The sequence below is a fragment of the Ruegeria sp. BHSA118 genome, assembly GCF_059613405.1.
In genome coordinates this window covers 1-23350 of record NZ_JBXWSM010000011.1, presented here as the reverse complement: position 1 = coordinate 23350, position 23350 = coordinate 1, and the positions used below count along the sequence as shown (strand labels likewise).

Genomic DNA, 23350 nt, shown 5'->3' with positions numbered 1-23350 from the left:
AAGCCATCGATCGCAATGCAACACGCCAATAACCGCTGGCAAAGACGATAAGAAAAGGCGGCCTCTGACGATGAGAAGCCGCCTTTTGTCTTTCGTTCTGACGTAGTTGCCTAGTTGGCTGCCGCCTGCAATCTCCGACGGTCAGCGGCGGTTGCATTTCTCTCGACAACGGTCCGGTTGAACGGGTCCTTCAATTCGTAACGGCCAAACTCGATCTCTTCTTTCCAGCCATTGGCATAGTTCACTTCGATATTGTTGCCCTGACGTTCAACTTTCGTCGGGCGGCTTCCCGCAGAACCTCCTTGGCCGGACGAGCGCACGTTGTCGATCGAGATACCGTCTGCCAATGACCGGAGCCTTGAGACATCGGCGCCTGTCGCCAGCCGTTCTTCCACAGTCCGGTTCTGAGCATTCTTCCTTTCATACCGACCGTTTTCGATTTCTTCCTTGGTTCCATCGGCATAGCGCACTTCGATGCCGTTGGCGTTCGTCTCAACCTTCGTTATGCCGGCAGAGCGCGATGACCCGCCCCCTGACCGGGATTGATCCTTTTTGCCGCTGCCTCGATTTGAACGCGCCGAATCGTCGTCATCATCTTCATCGTCATCATCGTCGCGGCCACCTTTGCCGGATCCGGAATTGTCGTCCCGATCGTCGTCGCGGTCATCGTCCCTGTCGTCGTCGCGATCATCGTCGCGATCACCACCGCGACCACTGTTGCCCGACCCCGAGTTGTCGTCCCGTTCGCCGCCACGATCATCCCCCCGATCGTCATCGCCTCCATCCCCGTCTTTTCCGCTGCCGCTTTTGGCAAAGGCATAGGCTGGTTCAAGGTGTAGGCGACCTTCCGCGTCAAACTTCGGCACGTAAGGCGTCGCGGCAATCAACGAAGCCAGTGCTGCGGTGCTAAGAAGCTGGCCCAGTTTTCCTTGAAGTTTCATATTTTCGCCTCCAGTTCTGTTCGACCCAACTCATGGTGTCGGTGACAGGTTATCCGGGGCTTTGCTTCCCGACATCGGGCTTAGGTCTGATGAATTGCAGGCCGAACGTCCCGGCCAAAACCACGACTTCGGTCGTAGTCGATTGCACCGAATGGTTTAAGAAACCTGGCTCGGTTATGCTCCGTTGCCCTTCAGTTCGTCATCGGGTTCGAGATGAATGAAAAAGACAGAGCCCGGATAAAGCCGTTCCAATGCGTGTTCGATTTCATTGCAGATGTCATGGGCTGCGCTGACCGGCATTGCGCCTTCCACAACAAGGTGAAACTCGACGAAGATGACATTCGCGGATCTGCGCCCCTTGAGGTCGTGATATTCCAGCGCAGCGCCCAGATTGTTTTCAATGGTGCTGGAAACAACCTGCAAGTCATGGTCAGAAAGGCTTACATCCATCAGGCCGTCAACGGACGCACGAATGACTTTCCAACCTTCCCACAGGATGTTCAGCGCGACCAGAATGGCAAGGATCGGGTCAAGGATCAGCCAGCCGGTGACAAGTGCAAGCATGAGCCCCGCGATAACACCAACTGACGTCATGACATCTGTAAAAATGTGCCGCGCGCTTGCCTCCAATGCAGGCGAACCCTCGCGCCTGCCGCTTTTGAGCAACAAGTAGGCCCAAGCGCCATTCACACCCGTTGCAATGACATTGACGGTGATTCCAAGAAAAGGCGCATCCTCAAGATGCGGATTGGGAAGTGCCTGCACGGCCTCTCTGATGATCAAGAACGCCGCCAACACAATCAATGCGCCTTCGACAACAGCGGAAAGATACTCAGCTTTCTTGTGACCAAAGGGGTGGTTTTCGTCAGGGGGCTTGTTTGCAACCCGAACCGCAAAGTAAGCCAGCAGGGCCGCTGCGACGTTGACGGTGGATTCCATCGCGTCCGACAACAACGCCACCGAACCTGTCAGCCACCAGGCCAGCAGCTTCAGGGCCAGTACCGCCAGGGATATCGGAATGGACCAAAGCGCGATCTTTTGTGTCATTTGGCCACGACCCTCAATCAATCATGAACAGAAACGCGGGGGAGTGCTGCGCTCCGGTGCCCAGAACGTAAAACAGGAGTTTGGCGAAAAGGGAATAGGCCTTACGGCTTCGTGCTGGCGGCTGGCAAGGACATCTGGCATCGGCAGCATGGCACCAACAAGGGTTACTCAGACGGCGAGCCTGTCGGAGACGCGGGCACGGCCTTGAGATAGGCCGCAATCGCCAGACGGTCGTCATCCGTAAGGCGGGATGTGTTTTCGATGACTTCCACCATCTCGCCACCCGCGCTGTCATAATCCGGCGTGAAGCCGGATTTCAGATACTCGGCAATATCAGCCTCGGACCAATCCAGCTGGGCAGAGGTCAGCCCGGGGATGCGTCCCTTTCCGTTGGGGTTTGGTGCACCTGTCAACCAGAGATCGCGTTTCAGGCCCCCTAGCCCGTTGCGCGGCGTGTGGCATTCTGCGCAATGTCCCAACGCCTCTACCAGGTATCGGCCTTGAATTTGCTGGTCAGTCAGATCGCCTTCCACAACCCAGCCCGATTTCAAAAACAACAGCTTCCACCCGCCCAGCCCGCGTCGAATGTTGAAGGGAAAGCCAACCTCGTGCGCCGCGCTTTGGGTTGGAACCGCCGGCAGAGTGCCGAGGAAGGCATGCAGCGAAACAACGTCCTCGGCTGACATGTTGGCGTAGGACGTATAGGGAAATGCGGGAAAATAGTGTTGTCCTTCTGGCCCGGTCCCGTGAAGCAGGGCATTGGCCAGATCCAATGCGGACCACGATCCGATGCCGGCAACCGGATCACTGGATATGTTCGGGGCTATGAAGGTGCCGAAATCCGTCTCAAACCGACGGCCGCCAGCGAGTACCAGCTTTTCCTCTCCCGTTGCGTTCGGTGCAGAATGGCAGGACGCGCACCCAGCCGCATAAAACACTTCCTCACCTCGACTGAGATCAGGGACAACACCGTTCAATCGTGTCTGATCAACTCTATTCGGGCGGGTCAGCACCAAACCGACCAGCCCGACCACTACAGCAATACCTGCGGCGAAAATGAACAAACGCCGCATGGCCAGCGCTCCTTTAGTCTTTCGGTGCCCTGTAAGCTTTGTGACATGCCGAGCACGATCCGCCCAGATCACCCATCGCCGCCTTCAGGGCATCGACATCCTGGCCTGCCGCCGCCTGCATCGCAACGGCGGCTTCGGCCATGGCCTGACCTTTTGCACTTACATCCGGGAAGTTCTCCCAGATGGCTGGCAAGGCCCGAGTGGACGGATCGGATGCATTATCGGATCCGGCAGGCCACATCACGGATTGATCGATCTGCGTCAGAACTACCAGGTTATTCGCAGCCCGTTTTGCTGCCTCGGAATCATATTCAATCTCTCCCTTGGCCATGCCGCCCAATGTGCCAAGATTGAAGGCATAGAGCTGCATGATTGAGGTCCGAGCCTTCACCGCGGGATTTTCGCTTTCATGGGCGATGGCTGATCCAATGACGGCTACCGACAACAAACCTGCCGCAACGGCCGAGATTCTCTTAATCATTGTGCGTCTCCCTGTTCAATGCGTCGAATACTAGCCTGAACAATTTTTCTTGTAATTGTTTGTTATTCGTCGTTCCTTGTTAATTTATGAACAACCAAAACTGGGATGACTTTCGATACGCGCTGGCCGTAAGGAAACACGGATCACTGAATGCGGCTGCCGGGGCACTGGGTGTTACTCATGCAACCGTGCTGCGCAGAGTCGCCGCGCTTGAAGACCGTTTTGGATGCGTGATCTTTCAAAAACACCCGTCAGGGTACACCGCCCTGCCCGAGACCAGAGCAATTCTTTCGGCGATGGAAAGCGTTGAAGAGGCCATACTTTCCGTAGAGCGGGCAATTGTGGGTGCAAACCGGTCCCCTGCGGGTCAGGTCCGCATTGCGTCCACGGACAGCCTTTGCCAGCTTGTATTGCCTCAAATTCTGACTGAGATATCGCGGCTTTATCCCGATTTGGAACTGACTTTGTTAAGCGGCAACAGCCATCATGATCTGTCGAGGTTGACCGCGGACATCGCAGTGCGACCCTCGATCAAACTTGAAGAAGGGCTTGTCAGCGAACGTGCGGGAACATTGTCATTCGGCGTTTTTGACGACGGTTCCCCAAACCGAAAATGGATGAGGCTTGATGGGGCGTTGAGCCGCTCCCTTCCCGCCAAATGGATGGCCGAACATGTCAGCGCCGATGATATGACCAACGGGGCAGACAGCTTTTTGGTGCTTCAGCAGATGGCGGCATCCGGGGTGGGCAAAACGATCCTGCCCTCGTTTATTGGGAACGCGGATCCTAGGCTTCATCGGTCGTCAGAAATTGATCCCGGAATAGATGTCCCGCTGTGGGTGGCGACTCTGGACGAGATAGCGCGCACTCCCAGATTTGCCATCGTGCAAAGAGCCTTGGTTGAACGCCTGTCCATTGCTCTGCCGGGGTGACAAATCAAAAAACTTGCCAGCAGGTGTGGCTCCTTCGAGAAAGGCTCTTGGTCGAGGCGCTGATTGCCTGGACGGAGTTTTGAGCGAACTCCGTGTACTTCCTGCAAGGCCACGCGTGCTTTCTGTCTGCCGCCCGCGCGATTGCGCGGACAAGGGTTCTGACATGATCCGAGTTCCGAATCCGAACGCTGATGAGTTCAGACCAAGGTCGGTGGCGCGGTCAGGGATTGTCGTTCATAGTTGAACACGAAATGAGACCCGAGATTTCCGATCTGTCAGTTCGCAATTGGTCGTTGTCGCGCGTTTTCCTTGCGGCCTGCATTGTCGTGATGGGAACGGCCACCGCGATAGTTGGCGTATGGGTGTCAAATCGAATCGAGAATGCAGTTGTCCAAAATTCCGCCAACTCCGCGGCGCTGTATATGGAGAGCATCGTATCCCCTCTCAGTCAGGAACTTGCATACGGGGATCGTCTTTCCGATCAAGCAAGGCGGGCACTGGACGAAATATTCATGACCCAGCCAATGCGGGACCGCATCGTGTCTTTCAAGTTTTGGAAACAAGGCGGCGTGATCGCGCACGCGTCGGATCCAACCATCATTGGCAGCCGTTTCGATCCGACTGACGATCTGAGCCGAGCCTGGAGCGGAGAGATTTCGGGTTCTTTCGAAGATCTCGACCATGCCGAAAGCGCCGCAGAAGCAGCACTTGGGATACCGCTGCTTGAAGTGTACAGCCCGATCCGCGAACTCTGGTCGGGCGAAATTATTGCAGTTGCAGAGTTTTACGAGAAAGCCGAACAGCTGGAAGTTGATATGGCCAAAGCCCGCCGGACAAGCTGGCTGGTCGTCGGGTCAGCATTTGCGGCAAGCACAATCGTGCTGTTTTCCATCGTGGCAATCGGTGACAACACCATTCGACGTCAGGGGCGGCTGCTGGAGCGGCGTCTGAAAGAGAGTGAGCAGATGGCAGAGCAGAACGCCAGGCTTAGGTCGCGCGTGGTCGAAGCGTCGGAACGTTATGCCACGCAAACAGATCGCTTTCTTAAGAAACTCGGTTCCGAGCTTCACGACGGTCCCGCTCAATATCTGTCCCTCGCGGCCCTCAGGTTGGAGGCGGCATTCTCGGACAGGCCTGAAAAGCCCGCAGAGGCCGAGGAGATTCAACAGTCTTTGCAGAAGTCCTTGGCCGAAATTCGAGCCTTGTCGCGGGGATTGTCCGCTCCGGACATCGACAATCTGGCACTGATTGATGTGGTGAAAAGAGCGATAGAAGATCACTCGGAACACAGCCCGTTGCGGCCGGATGTTTCACTTCAGGGAAGTCAGGCGATCGAGTTGTCCGTGTCCGACAAGTTGTGTGTTTTCCGGTTCCTTCAGGAAACGCTGTCCAACGCCGCCAGGTATGCTCCGAATGCTCGATGCACCGTCATTTGCGAGGCGCATAACGATCGGGTCGTCATTCATGTCAACGATGATGGGCCCGGATTTGACCCCTCGGACGGAAAAGTACTGCGTGACGATGGAGGCCAGGGGCTGTTGGGTTTGCGAGATCGGGTCGAGAGTATCGGCGGCAAGTTCGAAGTCTGGTCAAGCCCTGGCAAAGGTACCTCTGTCACAATGACACTATTTCCCAGAAAGATGAGTACGTCATGACAACATCTGTCGTAATAGCGGATGATCATCCGATTTTCAGGGATGGTTTGCACCGGACATTGGACGAAGCCGATGGTTTCGAAGTTCTCGCTGCCGGCTCGAGCGCGGACGAGGCAGTTTCACTTGTCGGCATTCATCAACCTGACATCGCCATCCTGGATCTTTCGATGCCCGGGGGCGGCATAAATGCGACGCGAAAAATCGCGGCTATGGAAAACCCGCCAGCCATCGCGATATTGACGGTCTCGGAAAACAACAGTGACGTTGCAGATGCTTTGGAGGCAGGGGCAATCGGCTACATCGTCAAAGGTGTGACAGCCAGCGAATTGACGGCCTCGCTGCGCAGCATCGCCGCAGGTGAAGGATTCGTGTCGCCCGGGCTGGCCTCGCGCGTGCTGCTTCAGATCAACAGAGAGGCGGAAGCTTCCAAAGACAGTGATGTTCTGGACGATCTCACGCATCGCGAGGAAGAAATACTTCGACGTGTGGCGAAGGGGATGAGCAATCGGGAGATCGCAGATCAACTGGATCTTCAGGAAAAAACCGTAAAGCACTACATGACGGCAATCCTGTCCAAGCTCCACGCCCGAAACCGGGTCGAGGCCGCGCTGATTGCACACGATGCGTGGGGGAAAACAGACTAAGCCGTGGGTCAAACGTGATTGCATGCTCAATGCTGGCCCTATCGCTTCGAAAAGCGTGTGCACCCGGGATCTGAGATTTCGATTCCGAGTCGGCAAATCCGGTTGGTGGCAAGCTTTGTTGAACATGTTCGCATGTGGACAGGCTTCGCGCGTAATCACCTCAAAGGGCATGCCCAGAGTAATCTATCGGTCAGGACCGTGACGCGACCCTGGCCGCGACCGGATGGCGTGGTTCGGCGGATCTTTTGGCCTAACTCTTTGGCATGTGTTGGAATCCATCCAAATAGGGGTCAGACTTGAGACGCTTGGCCGCAAAATCGACAAAGGCGCGCACTTTTGCAGATACAGTGCGGCCCTCTTGGTGCACAAGATGGATCGGGACCTCGGGTGGCTCATACGAATTCAGAACGGTCCTGAGCCGCCCGGCTGCAATGTAGGGTGCCACCTGATAGGACAAAAGCCGCCCAATGCCATGCCCTTGCAGCGCCAGCTCGATCACCGCGTCATTGGTGTTCATGCTGATGCGCGGGTTTACGCGTTTTGTCACGACCGTTTCGCTTTTTTGAAAATGCCATTGGGCCGATGCGTGCAGGGCGGTTGAGTTTATGATGGCGTGATTGTCTAAATCGTCGGGTGTGTCTGGTTCGCCGCGCGTATCGAGATATGCCGGAGCGGCAAACATGACCTGCCTCACTGCTCCGCATCTCACGGCCATCAGGCTTGAATCTGCAAGGTTTCCAATCCTGATGCCGACGTCGAGGCCCTCATCAATCAGATTGACCACGCGGTCCACATAGAGAGTGCGCGCGGAGAGCTTTGGATGCAGTTCCAGAAATTCACCCAGAATCGGAGTGACAAACATACGGCCGAACAACACCGATGCGGTCACGCTGAGTTCCCCGGTCGGTTCGGCATAGGATCCGACGGCAGCACGCTCTGCCTCCTCGAGATCCATCAGAATGCGTCTGGCATCTTCAAAGAACCTTCGCCCGCTGTCTGTCAGCATGACTGATCGCGTGGTGCGCACAAAAAGACGAAGCCCCAGGCTGTCCTCCAGCATGGAGACCAGTCGGGTTACCGTTGGTGGCGACATATTGAGGTGGCGCGCAGCGGCAGCGAAGCCATTCAGCTCGGCCACCTTCACAAAAACGCCCAGAGCGTGAAATCTATCCAAACGACTATTCCATATTTTGGAATAATGTATTGCCAGATAGGGATATTCTGCAACACCAAAGCTTTGACTAGCTTCACCTCAACCCCAGGGCTCTGCCCGGCTGAGATGGAGAATTCAATGTCACGTCCTTTTGCAGAAATCAGTTTTACGCCTTCCGTACGTGCAACACAGGCCAAGAACGGATCGGCTGAAGGATATGCAAAGCTTCTGGCCGGCGCCGATCAGGAAGACCTCATCAGCCCGGTCGAGGCCAGCTTCATCGCACAAAGGGACAGCTTTTATCAGGCGACTGTCTCTGAAACCGGCTGGCCTTATGTTCAATTCCGCGGCGGACCGGCAGGCTTTCTGAAAGTGCTGGATGAACGGACGCTGGCCTACGCGGATTTTCGAGGCAACCGGCAATATCTGAGCGCAGGTAACCTGCTGAACAACGACCGCATTTCTCTGATCCTGATGGACTACCCCAACCGGAGGCGCCTCAAGATCTGGGGCCGGGCGAAACTTGTTGATGGCGCGGATGATCCGACCCTGATGCAACGTTTGAGTGACCCGAATTACAGGGGCCACCCGGATCGGGCCATTGTGATCAAGCTTGACGCGATGGACTGGAACTGCCCGCAGCACATCCCCCAACGCCTGACCCTGGAAGAGTTTGAAATGCAAATGGCGCCGCTTCGCGATGAACTGGCGGAACTGAAAGCTCAAAACGCAGAGCACAAAGAAAAGCCCGGCTAAAAAAGGTGACCGATGCTGAACCCCGCGCGTCCAGACGCGCCCCAAAACCCCAAGAAAGGAAATTCCCTTGTCGCGCAATCTGAAATCCATCCTGAGCGCCAGTCTTCTCGCGCTTACTATCGCGGTGCCATTAACTCCGGCCCCTGCAATCGCCAATGAGAGCGGCATTGAAGCCACCCAAGCGGTCAATTTCCGCGCCGAAAAAATCGGCGAGGTCAATATCGCCTATCGTGAGGCCGGAGACCCGAACAGGCCAACCGTTCTGTTGCTCCATGGGTTTCCGACCTCGTCACATATGTTCCGCAACCTTATCCCCGAACTGGCCAAGCACTATCACGTGATCGCGCCCGATTTCCCCGGATTTGGGGCGTCGGACATGCCGCAAGCCGAAGACTTCGAGTATTCCTTTGCGAATATCGCCGAAATCATGACGTCTCTGCTGGATCGGAAGGGTGTCGATCAATACGCGGTCTATCTGATGGACTATGGTGCCCCGGTTGGATTCCGGATGTTTGCGGAACATCCCGAACGGGTCACCGGCTTCGTCATTCAGAACGGCAATGCGTACGAGGAAGGTCTGCGCGAATTCTGGGACCCGATCAAAACCTATTGGGCCGACCCCTCGAAAGAGAATGGCGACCAGCTTCGTGGGTTTCTTACTCTGGATGCGACCAAGTGGCAATTCACCCACGGTGTACAGAGGCCGGAACTGATCAGCCCGGACAACTATTGGCACGTCCAATACCTGCTTGACCGCGAAGGCAATCAGGAGGTGCAGCTTGAACTTTTCCTGGATTACGGCACCAACGTTGCCGAGTACCCAAAATGGCAGGCGTTGTTTCGCGAGCATCAACCACCTGCGCTGCTGATGTGGGGTAAGAACGATCACATCTTTCCGGCCGAAGGCGCCCTGCCCTATCAACGCGACCTGAAGGATATTGAGTTTCATCTGCTTGATACCGGACACTTCGCGCTGGAAGAATATGGGCCGGAAATTGCGGAACAGATGACTGCATTCCTGAGTCGCATTACCGCCGCCGGCAACTGATGCGCGACTGGCCGCGCCTCGATCAAGGGCGCGGCCTCACGTTTGGAGATGATCAATGAGCACGCAAGCAAACACAGGCAAGGAAGTAACGGTTGAAATCGTGCACGGGTTTGTCGACGGTGGCGCCGGAGGAAATCCCGCAGGCGTCGTTCTGGACGCTGATGAATTGAGCGCGCAAGATATGCAAACCGTGGCGGCAAGGGTTGGATTGTCCGAGACGGCGTTTGTCTCCCGGTCCGAGACGGAAGGCTTCAAGCTGGATTTCTTCACACCGAACCGACGCATCGCTCATTGCGGTCATGCAACAATCGCCGCCTTCTCTCACCTCGATGCGCTGGGCCGGATTCACAAACCCGATACGTCCAAGGAAACTGTTGATGGCCCCAGGCGCATACTCATGAAAGACGGCGCCGCCTATATGGAACAACTGGCCCCACGCTATTCGGGTGCACGGGAATGGATCGAAAAGGGCGTGAAACTCGACGATATGCTGAGCTCTCTCGGGGTCGACAAAACTGACCTGGATCAGAGGTTTGCTCCGGTTTTGGTCAATACCGGCAACAGCTTTATCGTCGTCGGTCTATCGGATGCAGCAACCCTTGCCAAAATCAGACCAGAATTGGCCAAAATCAAGCAAATCAGCGAGCAACTGGATCTGATTGGCTATTACGTATTCACGAAAGACCCTTCAATCACCAGCCGGGACGCCACAACCCGTATGTTCGCACCCAGATACGCGATAGATGAAGAAGCCGCCACGGGGATGGCGGCCGGGCCACTTGCATGCGTGTTGCATGATTTCGGCGGCACGTCTCAGCGATCTTTTGAAATCGAACAAGGGGTGTTTATGAACCCGGCAAGCCCAAGCTTGATAAAGGTCGTGTGTGGATGCTCCCGGTTTCGCAAGGCGATTTCGGACGGATTTCTGGGTCTCAGTTATCGGTATCGGTCGTGTGTCAGGCCTCATGAGATGTGGCTCAGAACTGCCACGGGCCGTTATGGTGTTCGATCACCGAGGGTCCAAATCGATCTTTAGGACTCACTTCGTCCCTGACCTTTAGATGGTTTTCCCTTAGTGGATCAGCCGATCCTGGTTCCCATAATCGTCGTAGATCTCCTCACTCTCCGGAATTGGTCAGCTTGAGTTGACCAGCCCGAATCTTTGCGCGTTATCAGGCATATTCCACCAGTCCTCCGCGATAATCCTGTTTCTTCGTGACCATGGCCCAAAGAATTCGTGCCATCTTGTTTGCCAATGCGACGGCTGCGAGCGTTCCTTGTTTGCGTTCGAGTAGTCGCCCGAGCCAGCTGTCTGGCCTGATCCCTTTCCATCGCGCCCATCGAATGCAGACCGTCGCGCCGGTGATCAGTAATCGCCTGAGATCGGATTGACCCATTTTGCTGACACGGCCCAATCGGGTTTTGCCACCCGTTGAAAGCTGTCTCGGAACCAACCCAAGCCAAGCGGCGAAATCACGCCCGCGACGGAAGCTTTCCATCGGCGGTGCAAATGCCATAAACGCCGCCGCGTTGATTGGTCCGATGCCGGGCATTGTTCGCAGGCGTCGCATGTCTTCGTCGCATTTCGTTGCTTCGGCCATCTGCCGTTCAAGCGTGGCGATGGACTGCGCCAGCTGTTCGATGTGATGGTAGTACAGCCGCGCCGCCTCCAGAACCAAAACTGGTACGAGTTCCTTCTCACTTTCCAAAGTGTTCTCGAAGTCGAGCAAGGCAGCATTCCCTTTGGCGACAATGACCCCGTGCTCGGCCAGGTGGCCGCGCAATGTGATGATGAGCTGTGCCCTCTGACGCGTAAGAGTTTGATGGGTGCGGAACAGCACGGCATGGCTCTGCTGCTCTTGGCTTTTGACCTTTACAAACCTCATGCCCGGCTGACGCACTGCCGTCGCGATCGCGGCAGCGTCATTGGCGTCGTTTTTGGCAGACCGTTTGACGAACGGTTTCACATAGATCGGCGGGATCAGCCTCACGTCGTGACCAAGCTCTGTGGCGAAACGGCCCCAATGGTGGCTGGTCGCGCAAGCTTCCATGGCAACCAGACAAATCGGATGTTCGGTGAGCAGCTGCTCTAACTTGCCACGGGTGAATTTGCGATTGAAGACGACAGCGCCTTCTGCCGTGGTCGCGCAGACTTGAAACGAGTGCTTTGCAAGGTCGACGGCCAGAATGCTAATCTCTGACATGGATGCTTCCTTTCCTTTGAACTGACTTCTCACAAAGCCAGTCTGGCACATTGCGATGCCGTTGCGGGAGGGAGCATCCACCCCATCAATCTTGATATCGAGAATGGTGCAATCACGGGCCTCATGGCGGGTGGTTACGGAAAAGCCATGACCTCGGCCCGGATTGCTTTGTGACGCGAAAATGCCAGGTGTGTCCGCAGCACCAGCTTCGGATGCGCCCAGGTCTTTGAGCGCGAATACGTCTCGTCCAAGTGTCTTGCGACGGCAGCTTAGTCAACGCAGTGCGAGGCCTGGCCGCCCGCAGCCCAAATCGAAATCGGGCATTGCGGACAACTTAGAAGCTTACGGTTCTCAATCCGTGTTGTCCGGATCAATGCGGCGATCCGGTATAGGGCTGCCTTGATGCTCCTTCTCGACGAGAGAATACAACTCGATGGATCCGGCAAGCCCTCGAACTTCGTGAAACCCACAAGCTGAGAACAGTCCAGGCGACGCAGCAGCAACGGCTGACGTCGCCAGAACTCGGTGGCCCAGGGATTTCGTCAACCCCTCGATACGGCTTGCGAGGTTGACCGCTCTGCCCAGAACAGTGAAATCCAGCCTGCCGGGACTGCCGATATTGCCATAGCTCACCTGCCCGACATTGATCCCGATGCCTATGTCCAACGGCGGCTTCTGAGCCTCTTCGCGGCGATGGTTGAGTGCGGCCAAACCGGTCAATACACTTTGAGCGGCCCGTGCTGCCCTTTTGCATTGGGCGTTCAAATCTTGCTGTGTCGCGACAGTGAATATCGACAGAATGCCGTCCCCCATGAACTTGAGAATGTCGCCGCCATTCTCTTCGACGGACTGTACGACCAGATCGAAGTATCCACTCAACATGTCGAAAACGTCTTCTTCCGATGCCCTGTCCGAAAGAGCGGTGAAACCGCGCAGGTCAGAGAACATGACAACTGCGTCAAGGGTTGTGCGTTCCCCTCGCTTGATCCGCCCGTTCCACACAGCATCAGAGGGCCCATCGCCAAGATAGGTTCTCAGAAGACCTTTGGACGACTTGCGCATGGTTACAGGTTCAAGAGCAGAGGACAGAGCGGGCAACGCATCCTCAATCATTTCCAGATGCCGGGGCGAGAAGCCTTCTGGCGACCGGGTGACAAAAGTACAGCCGTGCAGCGAACCGTCTCCGTAATAAAGCAGCGTGGCATAGTAATCGGTGCCACCCAGCCCGGCGAAATCAAGATATGACGAGTGCTCGGTCCCGGGGTCCAATTGCCGCAGACTTTTGTGAAGTGGCTTCCGGTGTTCAAGAATGTATTCGAACGAGCTGCCGACATACCCATCCGTCAGCATGGTCTCATGTGTCACGTCATAGCTTTCGGTGCCATCCGGTGTCCAAACGATTCCCCATGCGATGAGCAGCGGATTGGCGAAACGCTGACCTATATTGACCCGCCAGAGCGGCACACCCGCCTCGATCAGAGACGAACAAAGATATGACACCACTTTTTCCGGGTCATCCGAACGACGCCCCTCGGCAATCATCCAATTGGTCAGTTGGGCAATAGCATCCATTGTTTAAAACCAATCGCTTAGACAAGGTCACCAAGAACTTGGGTTCAGTGTTCGATCATATTATTCTAGCCTTTTTCTTACCCCATCCAAGCCTGCTGTTCGGTTGACAGTTATTGGCCACAAGCGCCGGCCCAGCCACACGCAGACCTTCCTGGATACGGTCTTTGCGCAATTTGAATGAACCTCACCAAAAGGGCGGCGTCGCTCTCGAAATCCTTTTGAACGTCTTGTCGCACGCTGATTGCACGAGGCCGCTCTGGCTATTGATTTATTAGCGCGCGCAAAGAATATGTAAATCTATGATAAGTTCATGGCGAACAAAACCGGCAGGCAGACTGGCATGACCAAGATAAAGAACATGGAAGAGTTTGCAGCGCTCAGCGGCATCTCGCGCCCCACGGTATCCAAATACTTCCACGATCCTGACAGCGTACGCCCCACGACACGGGCCCGCATCGAAGAGGCGCTTGAACGGTTCGACTATCGCCCGAACATCTATGCCGTGAACCAGAACCGGAAGCTGACCAAGAATATCGGCATTGTCGTGCCCTATCTGGCCGATCCGTTCTTTGTCGAGATTGCACGCTATCTGGAACAAAGTTGCATTGCGGCAGGTTATCGGCCGTCCCTGTTCAGCTCTTATGGCGAGCAGAAGCTGGAGAACGAAATTCTGGACGGCTTGCAATCGATGAAACCCGCCGGTGTTCTTTTGGCCCCTTTGGGCCGAATTTCAGACAGATCTGCGATCGAGAAATTCTGTGCCAATGTGCCGACCGTTCTGTTCGACAGCAATCTTGATGGTCTGGGAGCAGCCTTTGTCGGATCGGATAACTTTAGCTTTGTGTCGCAAACCGTCGAATACATGACCCGCACTGGTGAACCCCCGTCCTTTTTCGAAATGCGAACACCCGCGAACCCCAATGCCAACAAACGGCGCAAGGCGTATGTCGAAATCATGGAGCGCCTCGGACATGAGCCGCATATTCTCAAGGTTGATGGCAAAGGTTGGGCGTTTGAAGAAATTGGACACAGAGGCACGATGAAGATCTTGGAGGAAGGTCAATTGAGAACGAACTCGGTTCTGTGTAGCAACGACCGGCTCGCCATCGGCTTTCTTGCCGCTTGCTACGAACAGGGGATTCGGGTCGGTCGGAAAGAGGATTGTACGTTGCGTGTAGCTTCGAATGATGGGCACCCGTTCGCAAAATTTACATGTCCTTCCCTGACAACGGCAGCGCATGACTATGACAATGTAGCGGCGCGCAGTGTCGAAACCCTATTCCAACTCATTGAAAGTGGGGGGAAATTTCAGGAGCGATCGGAAACGCTGTTCCCCGCAAGATTGATATTGAGGGATTCTGCGTAGCTTCTATTTTTTAACGCGCGTAAAGTTTTTATTGACGCCGCGACAAATTACACACTACTTTCCGAGTACGACATCCAAGCTCAGGGAGGACAAGGATGTATTTGAAGAACGCACTTCGTGCGGCGACGGCATTGACCTTTGTCGCAACGGCCGCGGCCCATGCGGAAACGATCACGATCGCAACCGTCAATAATGGCGACATGATCCGGATGCAGGGCTATACCGACAACTTCACCGAGGCGACTGGTATCGACGTGGAATGGGTGACGCTGGAGGAAAATGTCCTGCGTCAGCGTGTTACCACCGACATCACCACCAAGGGCGGTCAGTTCGATATCATGACCATCGGCATGTACGAAACGCCGATCTGGGGCGCAAATGGCTGGTTGGTTCCTTTGGATGGACTGTCTGAGGAATATGATGTCGGCGACCTGCTTCCTGCGATGGCGGGTGGCCTGAGCCATGACGGCACGCTTTATGCAGCACCGTTCTATGGCGAAAGCTCGATGATCATGTATCGCACCGACCTGATGGAAAAGGCCGGGATGGAGATGCCTGAGGCGCCGACGTGGCAGTTCATCCGCGAGGCGGCGGCTGCCATGACCGATCGCGACAACGACATCAACGGCATCTGCCTGCGTGGCAAGGCGGGTTGGGGTGAAGGTGGCGCGTTCATTACGGCCATGTCCAACTCGTTTGGTGCACGTTGGTTTGACGAAGACTGGAAGCCGCAATTCGACCAGCCCGAATGGGCGGAAACGCTGAATTTCTACGTTGGAATGATGTCGGAATCCGGCCCGGCCGGATATGCCACCAACGGCTTCAATGAAAACCTGTCGCTGTTCCAGCAGGGCAAGTGCGGCATGTGGATCGATGCGACAGTTGCAGCCTCTTTCGTGACCAACCCCAACGACTCGACAGTGGCGGATCACGTTGGCTTTGCACTGGCGCCGGACACCGGTCTGGGCAAGCGGTCCAACTGGCTCTGGGCCTGGGCGCTGGCCATTCCAGCGGGCACACAGAAACAGGATGCAGCCAAGCAATTCATCGAGTGGGCAACGTCCAAGGACTATATTGAATTGGTTGCCGCAGCCGAAGGTTGGGCGAACGTGCCGCCGGGTGCACGCAAATCGCTGTACGAAAACCCCAACTATCAGGAAGTTCCATTCGCTCAGATGACGTTGAACTCGATCCTGTCTGCCGATCCAAGCAACCCGACAGTGAAGCCGGTGCCTTATGTTGGCATTCAATTTGCGGCTATCCCGGAATTTGCCGGTATCGCCACGCAAGTCAGCCAGGAGTTCTCGGCCGTCTATGCCGGACAGCAAACGGTGGATGAGGCGCTTGCCAAAGCGCAGGCCTTTACAGCCGAAGAGATGGAAGCCGCAGGGTACTGAGGCAACCTTCCCAGCGGGGGACAGGTGATTTGTCCCCTGCTCTTCACTTCCACAATTCGTGTTTTTCTCGCAGGCTGCCTTACGCCTGAACAGAGAGGTCTTGCACAATGGCAACTCAACATTCCAGATCAGTTGCACGCCTGATGATGGCACCCGCAGTGGTGCTGCTGCTTGGCTGGATGCTCGTGCCGCTGACGATGACCCTGTATTTTTCCTTCAAGAAATACCTTCCCTTGCGGGGCGGTGATCTCGGATGGGTGGGCTTCGACAACTACATCCGATTTGTTTCATCCAGTTCGTTCTGGCCCGCCGTACAGGCAACGCTTGTCATTGTTGTCGGCGTGTTGGCGATTACGGTCCTACTGGGCATCCTGCTCGCTATGCTGCTGGATCAGCCGATGTGGGGGCAAGGCATTGTCCGCATCCTTGTCATCGCGCCGTTCTTCGTCATGCCCACCGTGTCTGCGTTGGTCTGGAAAAACATGTTCATGGACCCGGTTAACGGGTTGCTGGCCCATCTGTGGCGTTTTTTCGGGGCCGAGCCGATCTCGTGGTTGTCCGAAGCGTCGATGACCTCGATCATCATGATCGTTTCGTGGCAATGGCTGCCCTTTGCAACGTTAATCCTGTTGACCGCGATCCAGTCGCTGGACAGCGAGCAGTTGGAAGCGGCAGAGATGGACGGCGCGCCGGTCCTGAAGCGGTTCTACCACATCATTCTGCCGCACCTAAGCCGCGCGATTACCATCGTGATCCTGATCCAGACAATCTTTCTTTTGTCGATCTTCGCCGAGATCTTCGTGACCACCGGCGGCGCATTCGGCACCCGTACACTCACCTACCTGATCTTCCAGCGCGTGTTGGAAAGCCAGAATGTCGGCCTTGGATCAGCCGGAGGTGTCTACGCCATCATTCTTGCCAATATCGTTGCGATCTTCCTGATGCGCATCGTCGGCAAGAACCTGGACGCGTGAGGAGGTAAAACCATGGCCCGCACCGTCACAATCCAACGTAAGTCGCTGAACACTGCCCTGGCCTGGGCCGTCGGTCTGCTGATCTTTTTCCCGATCCTCTGGACCATCCTGACCAGCTTCAAAACCGAAGCTCAGGCCATCGCAAGCCCGCCACTGTTCCTGAACTTCGACTGGACGCTTGAGAACTATGCTGTCGTACAAGAACGCTCGAACTACATGCGTTTCCTGTGGAACTCGGTCATCATCGCAGGCGGTTCGACCATACTGGGTGTGATCATCGCTGTCCCCGCCGCATGGGGCATGGCTTTCGTGCCGTCCAAGCGCACCAAGGACATCCTGCTGTGGATGCTGTCCACTAAGATGCTGCCTGCGGTTGGCGTTCTTTACCCGATCTACCTGCTGTTCATCCGTCTGGGTCTGCTGGACACGCGCGGTGGGCTGGTCGTTGTCCTGATGCTGATCAACCTGCCGATCATCGTCTGGATGCTCTACACCTATTTCCGCGAAATTCCGGGGGAAATTCTGGAAGCCGCACGTATGGATGGCGCGACGCTGAAAGAGGAAATCCTCTATGTCCTTACCCCCATGGCCATTCCCGGCATCGCTTCGACTGTTCTGCTGAACTTTATCCTTGCGTGGAACGAGGCATTCTGGACCCTCAATCTGACAGCCGTCGACGCGGCGCCGCTCACGGCCTTCATCGCCAGCTATTCCAGCCCCGAGGGCCTGTTCTTTGCCAAGCTCAGCGCAGCCTCGACCATGGCAATAGCACCCATCCTGATCCTTGGCTGGTTCAGCCAGAAACAACTTGTCCGCGGCCTGACCTTCGGCGCTGTGAAATAAGGAGCATTCCTCATGGGACGCATACAACTCAAGTCCGTGACCAAAAGCTTCGGCGACGTTCAGGTCATCCCTCCGCTGGACCTGACCATTGAAGATGGCGAGTTCACCGTTTTCGTCGGCCCTTCGGGCTGTGGTAAATCCACGCTGCTGCGCCTGATCGCGGGGCTGGAGGATATCACCAGTGGCCACATAGAAATCGATGGAGCAGACGCAACAGAAGTGCCGCCCGCCAAGCGAGGGCTGGCAATGGTGTTCCAGTCTTATGCGCTTTACCCGCATATGACCGTTCGCAAGAACATCGCATTTCCGCTGCGCATGGCGAAACTGGATCAGGCTGAAATCGACAAGCGGGTTGAGGGCGCGGCCAGTGTCCTGAACCTGACCGATTACCTGGATCGCCGCCCGGGCCAGTTGTCCGGCGGTCAGCGACAGCGCGTCGCCATTGGTCGGGCAATCGTTCGTGAACCGGCCGCGTTCCTGTTCGATGAACCGCTTTCAAACCTCGATGCTGCGTTGCGGGTTGGCATGCGGTTGGAGATCAGCGAGCTGCATGAACGCCTCGCGACAACGATGATCTACGTCACCCACGATCAGGTCGAAGCCATGACGATGGCGGACAAGATCGTTGTGCTTCAGGCTGGCGTGATCGAACAGGTTGGCAGCCCGCTGGAACTGTACCGAACGCCACGCAACCTGTTTGTCGCGGGATTCATTGGTTCGCCCAAGATGAACTTTATCGAAGGGCCCGAAGCGGCAAAGCACGACGCACAAACGATCGGCATTCGACCGGAACACATCGCGGTGTCGGACTCCGAAGGAGAATGGTCCGGGCGTGTCAGCGTCTCTGAACATCTTGGTTCGGACACGTTTTTCCACGTCCACGACACCGGACTGGCCGAGACAATCACTGTTCGTGCCGATGGCGAGGTTGGTTTCCGCCATGGGGATCGCATTCATCTGACCCCACGCGCCGATGTGATCCACAGATTTGACGCAGATGGTCTGCGGATCGAATGAAACGTCTGACGGGCAAAACCGCCCTGATCACCGGGGCTGCGCGGGGCATTGGATTGGCATTTGCCAAGGCCTATGTGGCAGAGGGCGCGCGGGTCGCCGTCGCCGACATCGACATCCAACGTGCGCAGGACGCAGTCGCTGGAATTGGCGCGGCAGCTTTCGCTGTCGAAATGGACGTGACCAACCAGCAGAGCATCGAGCAGGCCATAGTCAAAACCGCGGCGCAATTCGGCCCAATCGACATTCTGATCAATAACGCGGCCATCTTCACCGCCGCACCAATCGTCGAGATCGAGCGCGCCGACTACAATCGCGTTTTTGACATCAACGTCGCGGGCGCGCTGTTTACGATGCAGGCCGTCGCCAAACATATGATCGTGCACGGAACCAAAGGCCGAATTATCAATATGGCCTCGCAGGCCGGGCGAAGGGGTGAACCTTTGGTCGCTGTCTACTGCGCCAGCAAGGCGGCGATCATATCCCTGACCCAATCGGCGGGGCTGAACCTGATTTCTCATGGGATCAACGTAAATGCGATTGCCCCCGGTGTCGTCGATGGCGAACACTGGGATGGCGTGGACGCGTTTTTTGCAAAACACGAAGGCAAGCCCCTTGGCCAGAAGAAGCATGAAGTGGCGGCAGCTGTTCCATATGGCCGCATGGGGCGCGCGGAAGACCTGACAGGCATGGCGGTTTTTCTGGCCTCTGACGAGGCCAGGTACATCGTCGCGCAGACTTACAACGTCGACGGCGGAAATTGGATGAGCTGATGGACCCTGTGGCGAACGCAAAAACCCCTGCACGGCTGCGGCAAGAGAGCCTGTCCAAGCTGCCAACCACCGTGAAGACCCCGATGTACGAACGTTCGGATCTGACGCCGGGCATCGTTCATATTGGATTGGGTAATTTCCATCGCGCGCATCAGGCCTGGTATGTTCACCAGCTCATGCAGCAGGGGCTGGCCCAAGACTGGGCAATCGTCGGAGCGGGTGTGCGAAGCTATGACGCCGTCATGCGAGAACGATTGCTGGCGCAGGATTGCCTGACAACGCTGATCGAGCTGGGACCGAACGGAATGTCCGCTGAGGTGATTGGTCCGATGATCGATTACCTTCCGATCGAAGAAAACAACGTCGCCCTCATCCACGCGATGGCCGATCCGGCCACCCGGATCGTTTCGCTGACTGTTACCGAAGGAGGATATTTTCTGGATGCCAACAGCGGTGCATTCGATTCCGATCACGCAGATATCCGTCATGATGCAGAAAATCCCAATCAGCCCCGTACGGCCTTCGGCGCGATGGTTGCGGCGCTCAGACGACGGCGCGCCGAGGGGCTGACCCCGTTCACGGCACTCAGCTGCGACAATCTTCAGGGCAACGGAACGATTTTGCGAAACTGTGTTGTGGGATTGGCGCGGATGTCCGACCCGGAACTGGCCAGCTGGATCGACAGGCATGGCGCATTTCCGAACTCGATGGTGGATTGCATCGTACCTGCAACAACCGACCAATTGGTATCGCAATGCCACGCCCTTGGCGTCGATGACAGAGCGCCCGTCTCGCATGAGAACTTTCGCCAATGGGTCATCGAGGATGTCTTCTGTGCCGGGCGCCCGCCCCTCGAAAACGTCGGAGCAATACTGACCAACAACGTCCATGGTTACGAGACCATGAAGTTGCGTATTTTGAACGGCGGCCATCAACTGCTGGCAAATGTCGGAGAAATACTGAGTGTTCCGACGATTGCCGACTGTATGAAGGACCCGGACATCGTGGCGTTTTTTCGAAAAGTGCAGGTCGAAGAAATCCTTCCGCATGTCGAAGCGGTTCCCGAAACCACTGCAAATGAGTACCTTGAGTTGATCGAGAGCCGATTTGCAAACACGGCGATTCACGACACCACACGCAGGGTTGCATTCGACGGATCGGCAAGACATCCCGGATTTTTGCTGCCGTCGCTGCGCGATGCACTTGCATCAGGGTCTTCTGCAAACGGGCTCGCCCTTGCCGAAGCGTTCTGGTGCCGGATGTGTGCGGGTATTCGTGAGGACGGCTCCGAGATCACCCCCAATGATCCCCAGTGGGAAAGCCTGAACAGCACTGCGCGGGCGTCCAAAGCTGAGCCTGAGCTTTGGCTGGAACAGGGGTTCTACTGCGGTGACTTTGGGATCAGTACACAGTTTTCCAACGCCTTCGCCCGCTGGCTGACCCTGATATGGCAGCGTGGCAGCCGGGCGGCCATTGCTGAGTTTGTCGCCAACGGTTCAACGTAACAAATCATTCACGGCGCTCGGTTCGATCGGGGCCCATGCGGCGCGGTATCTGGCCCTTGGAGCTTTGTCTGATGTCAGCGCAAATGGGGCCTGCTATCTGCCGAAAGTGCCGTGGATGTCACCCTCGGCGATTCTGAACGGTTCACCGCTTTGGGCATACCTCCACTACAGAGTCCATGGAACAAGCGAAAGTTTGCCACCGGATCAAAAGCTTCGAGAACGGACAAAAAACGAAGCAAAACTGGGTAGAACGCCCAAACCATATTCGGCCGCAGATGCCCGGTTCAGCCAAGGATCGCGGGTTTCTGTTGCACTTATGTGACGGTTCTGCCGTTGAAAGAAAGTGTCATTTGAAACATGGTGCACCTGCTGTTTCAAAAAGATCGGTGCATAGTAGTTTGTCATAAAAAGAACAATTTGAGCGTGCATCCGAGTGCAATCTAATCTTCCGAGGTACAGGGCTGAGCAATGGCAACTACGACTATAATACCAAGACCTTCCGCTTCTTCGCCGCTCAGTCCAATACAAGGTTATGTTGCCTACGGTGACGGCAATCCTGCGACCACCACCACAATTTCTTATCACTTCGAACAATACGCGGGCACACAAGCGTGGACTGCGGAATACAAGGCGGAATTCCGAGCCGCTCTCTCTGCGATTGAAGCCGTCGCAAATGTGAGGTTTGTCGAATCCGCCAGCGCTTCAGCCGACTTGGTGGAAGTTATTGCGCCCACCAGCTTTTTTTCAAATCCCAGAACGCTTGGCTACCACTATACGCCATCAAGTGGTCCCTCCGTAGGCGCTTTCAACACAGCTTACTGGACCGCCGGAACAAATGGAAACGGCGATCCGGGCGGGTTTTTCTTTACTACATTGCTCCATGAACTGGGCCACGCGCTTGGGTTGGGTCACCCCCACGACACCGGCTTGGGTACAACCGTGATGAATGGCGTCACATCGCCATTTGACTCTTTCGGGGCCGGCAGCCTGAATCAGGGTGTCTACACGGTGATGTCGTATAATGATGGCTGGACCGAAAAGAACGGAATTCTCTCTGTCAACGCGACGTATGGTGGTTCAACAGGTCTTGGCGCTTTGGACATTGCTGCGTTGCAGGCGATGTATGGCGCCAATACCAGCCACAACTCAGCCAACAATACCTACACGCTTCCTTGGGCAAACGTTGCGGGTACCGGCTATCAGTCTATTTGGGATACTGGTGGAAACGATACCATCCAGCATGTCGGCAGTTCCAAGGCGCGGATCGACTTGCGGGCGGCAACACTGGATTATTCCGAGACCGGCGGCGGCGTAGTGTCTTACTCAGAGGGCATAAAGGGCGGCTTTACAATCGCTCATGGCGTTGTGATTGAAAACGCGATCGGTGGGACCGGTGACGATGTGATCGTCGGGAATACCGCTCAGAACGTTCTGAATGGCAATTATGGTCACGACAAAATCTATTCAGTGTCCGACGGAACCAACAACAACACCGTTTATGGCGGCTTGGGGAACGACACCATTTATCTGGCGAACGGTTCCGGCGCTGACCAGGTTTTCGGCGGCGAAGGCGACGATTGGGCCATTGTGACCAACAATGGCGGCTTGTTTTCCGGAGGAAGCGGTGCTGACACAGTCCGATTTGTCAGCGCCATCAGCAACTATCTGTTCATTAAAAACGGCACGAAATACGAATTTATCGATGCCGTGTCGCGCATCACCTTTACGGTGGAAGATGATGTCGAGGCCATTCAGTTCCTGAATGGGTCACAGACGTATACTCGCTCGAATATCGAAGCTGCCATGCAGCTTTCGGATATCGAGACGACCGGCACCACACTGAAACACGCAAGTCAGGGCATTTACGTTCTGGATGCAGGCAGCTCGAACGTGACGCTGGTATATAATGGCCAGGCGGTTGGTCAAAACACGATTGCCGGCTGGCAGGCCATTCAGGCCGAGGCTTCGGGCG

21 protein-coding genes are annotated in these 23350 nt (G+C 55.9%); 14 read left to right on the top strand and 7 right to left on the bottom strand.

Going from position 1 to position 23350, the window contains the following annotated elements; genetic code table 11:
- Positions 1 to 110 precede the first annotated feature (110 nt).
- The 4 genes from AC2FNN_RS05185 to AC2FNN_RS05170 all read right to left on the bottom strand — a co-directional run bounded on the left by AC2FNN_RS05185 (position 111) and on the right by AC2FNN_RS05170 (position 3542).
- Complete coding sequence (locus AC2FNN_RS05185; protein WP_496757056.1) at positions 111 to 941, bottom strand: hypothetical protein; 831 nt, start codon at positions 939 to 941, stop codon at positions 111 to 113.
- 174 nt (positions 942 to 1115) lie between these two features.
- A complete protein-coding gene (locus AC2FNN_RS05180) occupies positions 1116 to 1988 on the bottom strand; it encodes a cation diffusion facilitator family transporter (RefSeq protein WP_496757055.1) in 873 nt (290 codons plus the stop codon).
- Positions 1989 to 2152: 164 nt separating this feature from the next.
- Entirely contained in the window at positions 2153 to 3061 is a 909-nt protein-coding gene (locus AC2FNN_RS05175; RefSeq protein ID WP_496757054.1) for a c-type cytochrome, read from the bottom strand.
- Between the two features lie 13 nt (positions 3062 to 3074).
- On the bottom strand, positions 3075 to 3542 hold the full coding sequence (locus AC2FNN_RS05170) for a c-type cytochrome (protein WP_496757053.1): 468 nt from the start codon (positions 3540 to 3542) through the stop codon (positions 3075 to 3077).
- Between the two features lie 86 nt (positions 3543 to 3628).
- On the opposite strand from AC2FNN_RS05170, the gene AC2FNN_RS05165 reads away from it, so the two are divergent.
- From AC2FNN_RS05165 to AC2FNN_RS05155, 3 genes are all read left to right on the top strand, one after another.
- Entirely contained in the window at positions 3629 to 4474 is an 846-nt protein-coding gene (locus tag AC2FNN_RS05165) for a LysR family transcriptional regulator (RefSeq protein WP_496757051.1), read from the top strand.
- A 512-nt stretch (positions 4475 to 4986) separates the two neighbouring features.
- Complete coding sequence (locus AC2FNN_RS05160) at positions 4987 to 6129, top strand: sensor histidine kinase (protein WP_496757049.1); 1143 nt, start codon at positions 4987 to 4989, stop codon at positions 6127 to 6129.
- Entirely contained in the window at positions 6126 to 6773 is a 648-nt protein-coding gene (locus AC2FNN_RS05155) for a response regulator (protein WP_496757047.1), read from the top strand. The genes AC2FNN_RS05160 and AC2FNN_RS05155 overlap by 4 nt, the downstream gene beginning before the upstream one ends.
- Before the next feature lie 250 nt (positions 6774 to 7023).
- Here the strand turns inward: AC2FNN_RS05155 and AC2FNN_RS05150 are convergent, their stop codons facing one another.
- Positions 7024 to 7947 carry a LysR family transcriptional regulator gene (locus AC2FNN_RS05150; RefSeq protein ID WP_496757045.1) on the bottom strand — a complete coding sequence of 308 codons (924 nt, stop codon included), beginning with the start codon at positions 7945 to 7947 and terminating at the stop codon, positions 7024 to 7026.
- A gap of 117 nt (positions 7948 to 8064) precedes the next feature.
- On the opposite strand from AC2FNN_RS05150, the gene AC2FNN_RS05145 reads away from it, so the two are divergent.
- The 3 genes from AC2FNN_RS05145 to AC2FNN_RS05135 all read left to right on the top strand — a co-directional run bounded on the left by AC2FNN_RS05145 (position 8065) and on the right by AC2FNN_RS05135 (position 10766).
- On the top strand, positions 8065 to 8682 hold the full coding sequence (locus tag AC2FNN_RS05145) for a pyridoxamine 5'-phosphate oxidase family protein (RefSeq protein ID WP_496757043.1): 618 nt from the start codon (positions 8065 to 8067) through the stop codon (positions 8680 to 8682).
- Between the two features lie 67 nt (positions 8683 to 8749).
- Complete coding sequence (locus AC2FNN_RS05140) at positions 8750 to 9730, top strand: alpha/beta fold hydrolase (protein WP_496757042.1); 981 nt, start codon at positions 8750 to 8752, stop codon at positions 9728 to 9730.
- 55 nt (positions 9731 to 9785) lie between these two features.
- Entirely contained in the window at positions 9786 to 10766 is a 981-nt protein-coding gene (locus tag AC2FNN_RS05135; RefSeq protein ID WP_496757041.1) for a PhzF family phenazine biosynthesis protein, read from the top strand.
- Positions 10767 to 10902: 136 nt separating this feature from the next.
- Here AC2FNN_RS05135 and AC2FNN_RS05130 read toward each other — a convergent pair whose 3' ends face one another.
- Positions 10903 to 11934, bottom strand: a complete 1032-nt coding sequence (locus AC2FNN_RS05130; protein ID WP_496757040.1) for an IS110 family RNA-guided transposase — start codon at positions 11932 to 11934, stop codon at positions 10903 to 10905.
- A 351-nt stretch (positions 11935 to 12285) separates the two neighbouring features.
- The gene (locus AC2FNN_RS05125; RefSeq protein ID WP_496757038.1) at positions 12286 to 13506 is read right to left on the bottom strand and encodes an adenylate/guanylate cyclase domain-containing protein; all 1221 of its coding nucleotides are present in this window, start codon (positions 13504 to 13506) and stop codon (positions 12286 to 12288) included.
- Positions 13507 to 13846: 340 nt separating this feature from the next.
- Here AC2FNN_RS05125 and AC2FNN_RS05120 point away from each other — a divergent pair, with 340 nt between their 5' ends.
- The 8 genes from AC2FNN_RS05120 to AC2FNN_RS05085 form a co-directional block, all read left to right on the top strand.
- A complete protein-coding gene (locus tag AC2FNN_RS05120) occupies positions 13847 to 14872 on the top strand; it encodes a LacI family DNA-binding transcriptional regulator (RefSeq protein WP_496757129.1) in 1026 nt (341 codons plus the stop codon).
- A 95-nt stretch (positions 14873 to 14967) separates the two neighbouring features.
- Positions 14968 to 16269 (top strand): ABC transporter substrate-binding protein, encoded by a 1302-nt coding sequence (locus tag AC2FNN_RS05115; protein WP_496757036.1) that lies wholly within the window; start codon positions 14968 to 14970, stop codon positions 16267 to 16269.
- A gap of 107 nt (positions 16270 to 16376) precedes the next feature.
- Positions 16377 to 17243: a carbohydrate ABC transporter permease gene (locus AC2FNN_RS05110; protein ID WP_496757035.1), complete on the top strand. Its 867-nt coding sequence runs from the start codon at positions 16377 to 16379 to the stop codon at positions 17241 to 17243.
- Between the two features lie 12 nt (positions 17244 to 17255).
- Complete coding sequence (locus AC2FNN_RS05105) at positions 17256 to 18086, top strand: carbohydrate ABC transporter permease (RefSeq protein ID WP_496757034.1); 831 nt, start codon at positions 17256 to 17258, stop codon at positions 18084 to 18086.
- Positions 18087 to 18098: 12 nt separating this feature from the next.
- Positions 18099 to 19103, top strand: coding sequence for an ABC transporter ATP-binding protein (locus tag AC2FNN_RS05100; protein ID WP_496757033.1), 1005 nt, complete (start codon positions 18099 to 18101; stop codon positions 19101 to 19103).
- Positions 19100 to 19873 carry an L-iditol 2-dehydrogenase gene (locus tag AC2FNN_RS05095; RefSeq protein WP_496757031.1) on the top strand — a complete coding sequence of 258 codons (774 nt, stop codon included), beginning with the start codon at positions 19100 to 19102 and terminating at the stop codon, positions 19871 to 19873. Before AC2FNN_RS05100 ends, AC2FNN_RS05095 begins: the two co-directional genes overlap by 4 nt.
- Positions 19873 to 21378: a mannitol dehydrogenase family protein gene (locus AC2FNN_RS05090; RefSeq protein WP_496757029.1), complete on the top strand. Its 1506-nt coding sequence runs from the start codon at positions 19873 to 19875 to the stop codon at positions 21376 to 21378. Before AC2FNN_RS05095 ends, AC2FNN_RS05090 begins: the two co-directional genes overlap by 1 nt.
- A gap of 468 nt (positions 21379 to 21846) precedes the next feature.
- On the top strand, positions 21847 to 23350 hold a 1504-nt coding region (locus AC2FNN_RS05085; protein WP_496757027.1), incomplete at its 3' end, for a M10 family metallopeptidase C-terminal domain-containing protein.

What these genes read in the sequence shown, in the direction of transcription:
- AC2FNN_RS05090 (WP_496757029.1), top strand. Translation starts at nt 19,873, where the DNA reads ATGGACCCTGTGGCGAACGCAAAAACCCCTGCACGGCTGCGGCAAGAG.
- AC2FNN_RS05130 (WP_496757040.1), bottom strand. Translation starts at nt 11,934, where the DNA reads ATGTCAGAGATTAGCATTCTGGCCGTCGACCTTGCAAAGCACTCGTTT.
- AC2FNN_RS05105 (WP_496757034.1), top strand. Translation starts at nt 17,256, where the DNA reads ATGGCCCGCACCGTCACAATCCAACGTAAGTCGCTGAACACTGCCCTG.
- AC2FNN_RS05170 (WP_496757053.1), bottom strand. Translation starts at nt 3,542, where the DNA reads ATGATTAAGAGAATCTCGGCCGTTGCGGCAGGTTTGTTGTCGGTAGCC.
- AC2FNN_RS05180 (WP_496757055.1), bottom strand. Translation starts at nt 1,988, where the DNA reads ATGACACAAAAGATCGCGCTTTGGTCCATTCCGATATCCCTGGCGGTA.
- AC2FNN_RS05145 (WP_496757043.1), top strand. Translation starts at nt 8,065, where the DNA reads ATGTCACGTCCTTTTGCAGAAATCAGTTTTACGCCTTCCGTACGTGCA.
- AC2FNN_RS05165 (WP_496757051.1), top strand. Translation starts at nt 3,629, where the DNA reads ATGAACAACCAAAACTGGGATGACTTTCGATACGCGCTGGCCGTAAGG.
- AC2FNN_RS05160 (WP_496757049.1), top strand. Translation starts at nt 4,987, where the DNA reads ATGACCCAGCCAATGCGGGACCGCATCGTGTCTTTCAAGTTTTGGAAA.
- AC2FNN_RS05155 (WP_496757047.1), top strand. Translation starts at nt 6,126, where the DNA reads ATGACAACATCTGTCGTAATAGCGGATGATCATCCGATTTTCAGGGAT.
- AC2FNN_RS05115 (WP_496757036.1), top strand. Translation starts at nt 14,968, where the DNA reads ATGTATTTGAAGAACGCACTTCGTGCGGCGACGGCATTGACCTTTGTC.
- AC2FNN_RS05110 (WP_496757035.1), top strand. Translation starts at nt 16,377, where the DNA reads ATGGCAACTCAACATTCCAGATCAGTTGCACGCCTGATGATGGCACCC.
- AC2FNN_RS05095 (WP_496757031.1), top strand. Translation starts at nt 19,100, where the DNA reads ATGAAACGTCTGACGGGCAAAACCGCCCTGATCACCGGGGCTGCGCGG.
- AC2FNN_RS05125 (WP_496757038.1), bottom strand. Translation starts at nt 13,506, where the DNA reads ATGGATGCTATTGCCCAACTGACCAATTGGATGATTGCCGAGGGGCGT.
- AC2FNN_RS05185 (WP_496757056.1), bottom strand. Translation starts at nt 941, where the DNA reads ATGAAACTTCAAGGAAAACTGGGCCAGCTTCTTAGCACCGCAGCACTG.
- AC2FNN_RS05175 (WP_496757054.1), bottom strand. Translation starts at nt 3,061, where the DNA reads ATGCGGCGTTTGTTCATTTTCGCCGCAGGTATTGCTGTAGTGGTCGGG.
- AC2FNN_RS05100 (WP_496757033.1), top strand. Translation starts at nt 18,099, where the DNA reads ATGGGACGCATACAACTCAAGTCCGTGACCAAAAGCTTCGGCGACGTT.
- AC2FNN_RS05120 (WP_496757129.1), top strand. Translation starts at nt 13,847, where the DNA reads ATGACCAAGATAAAGAACATGGAAGAGTTTGCAGCGCTCAGCGGCATC.
- AC2FNN_RS05135 (WP_496757041.1), top strand. Translation starts at nt 9,786, where the DNA reads ATGAGCACGCAAGCAAACACAGGCAAGGAAGTAACGGTTGAAATCGTG.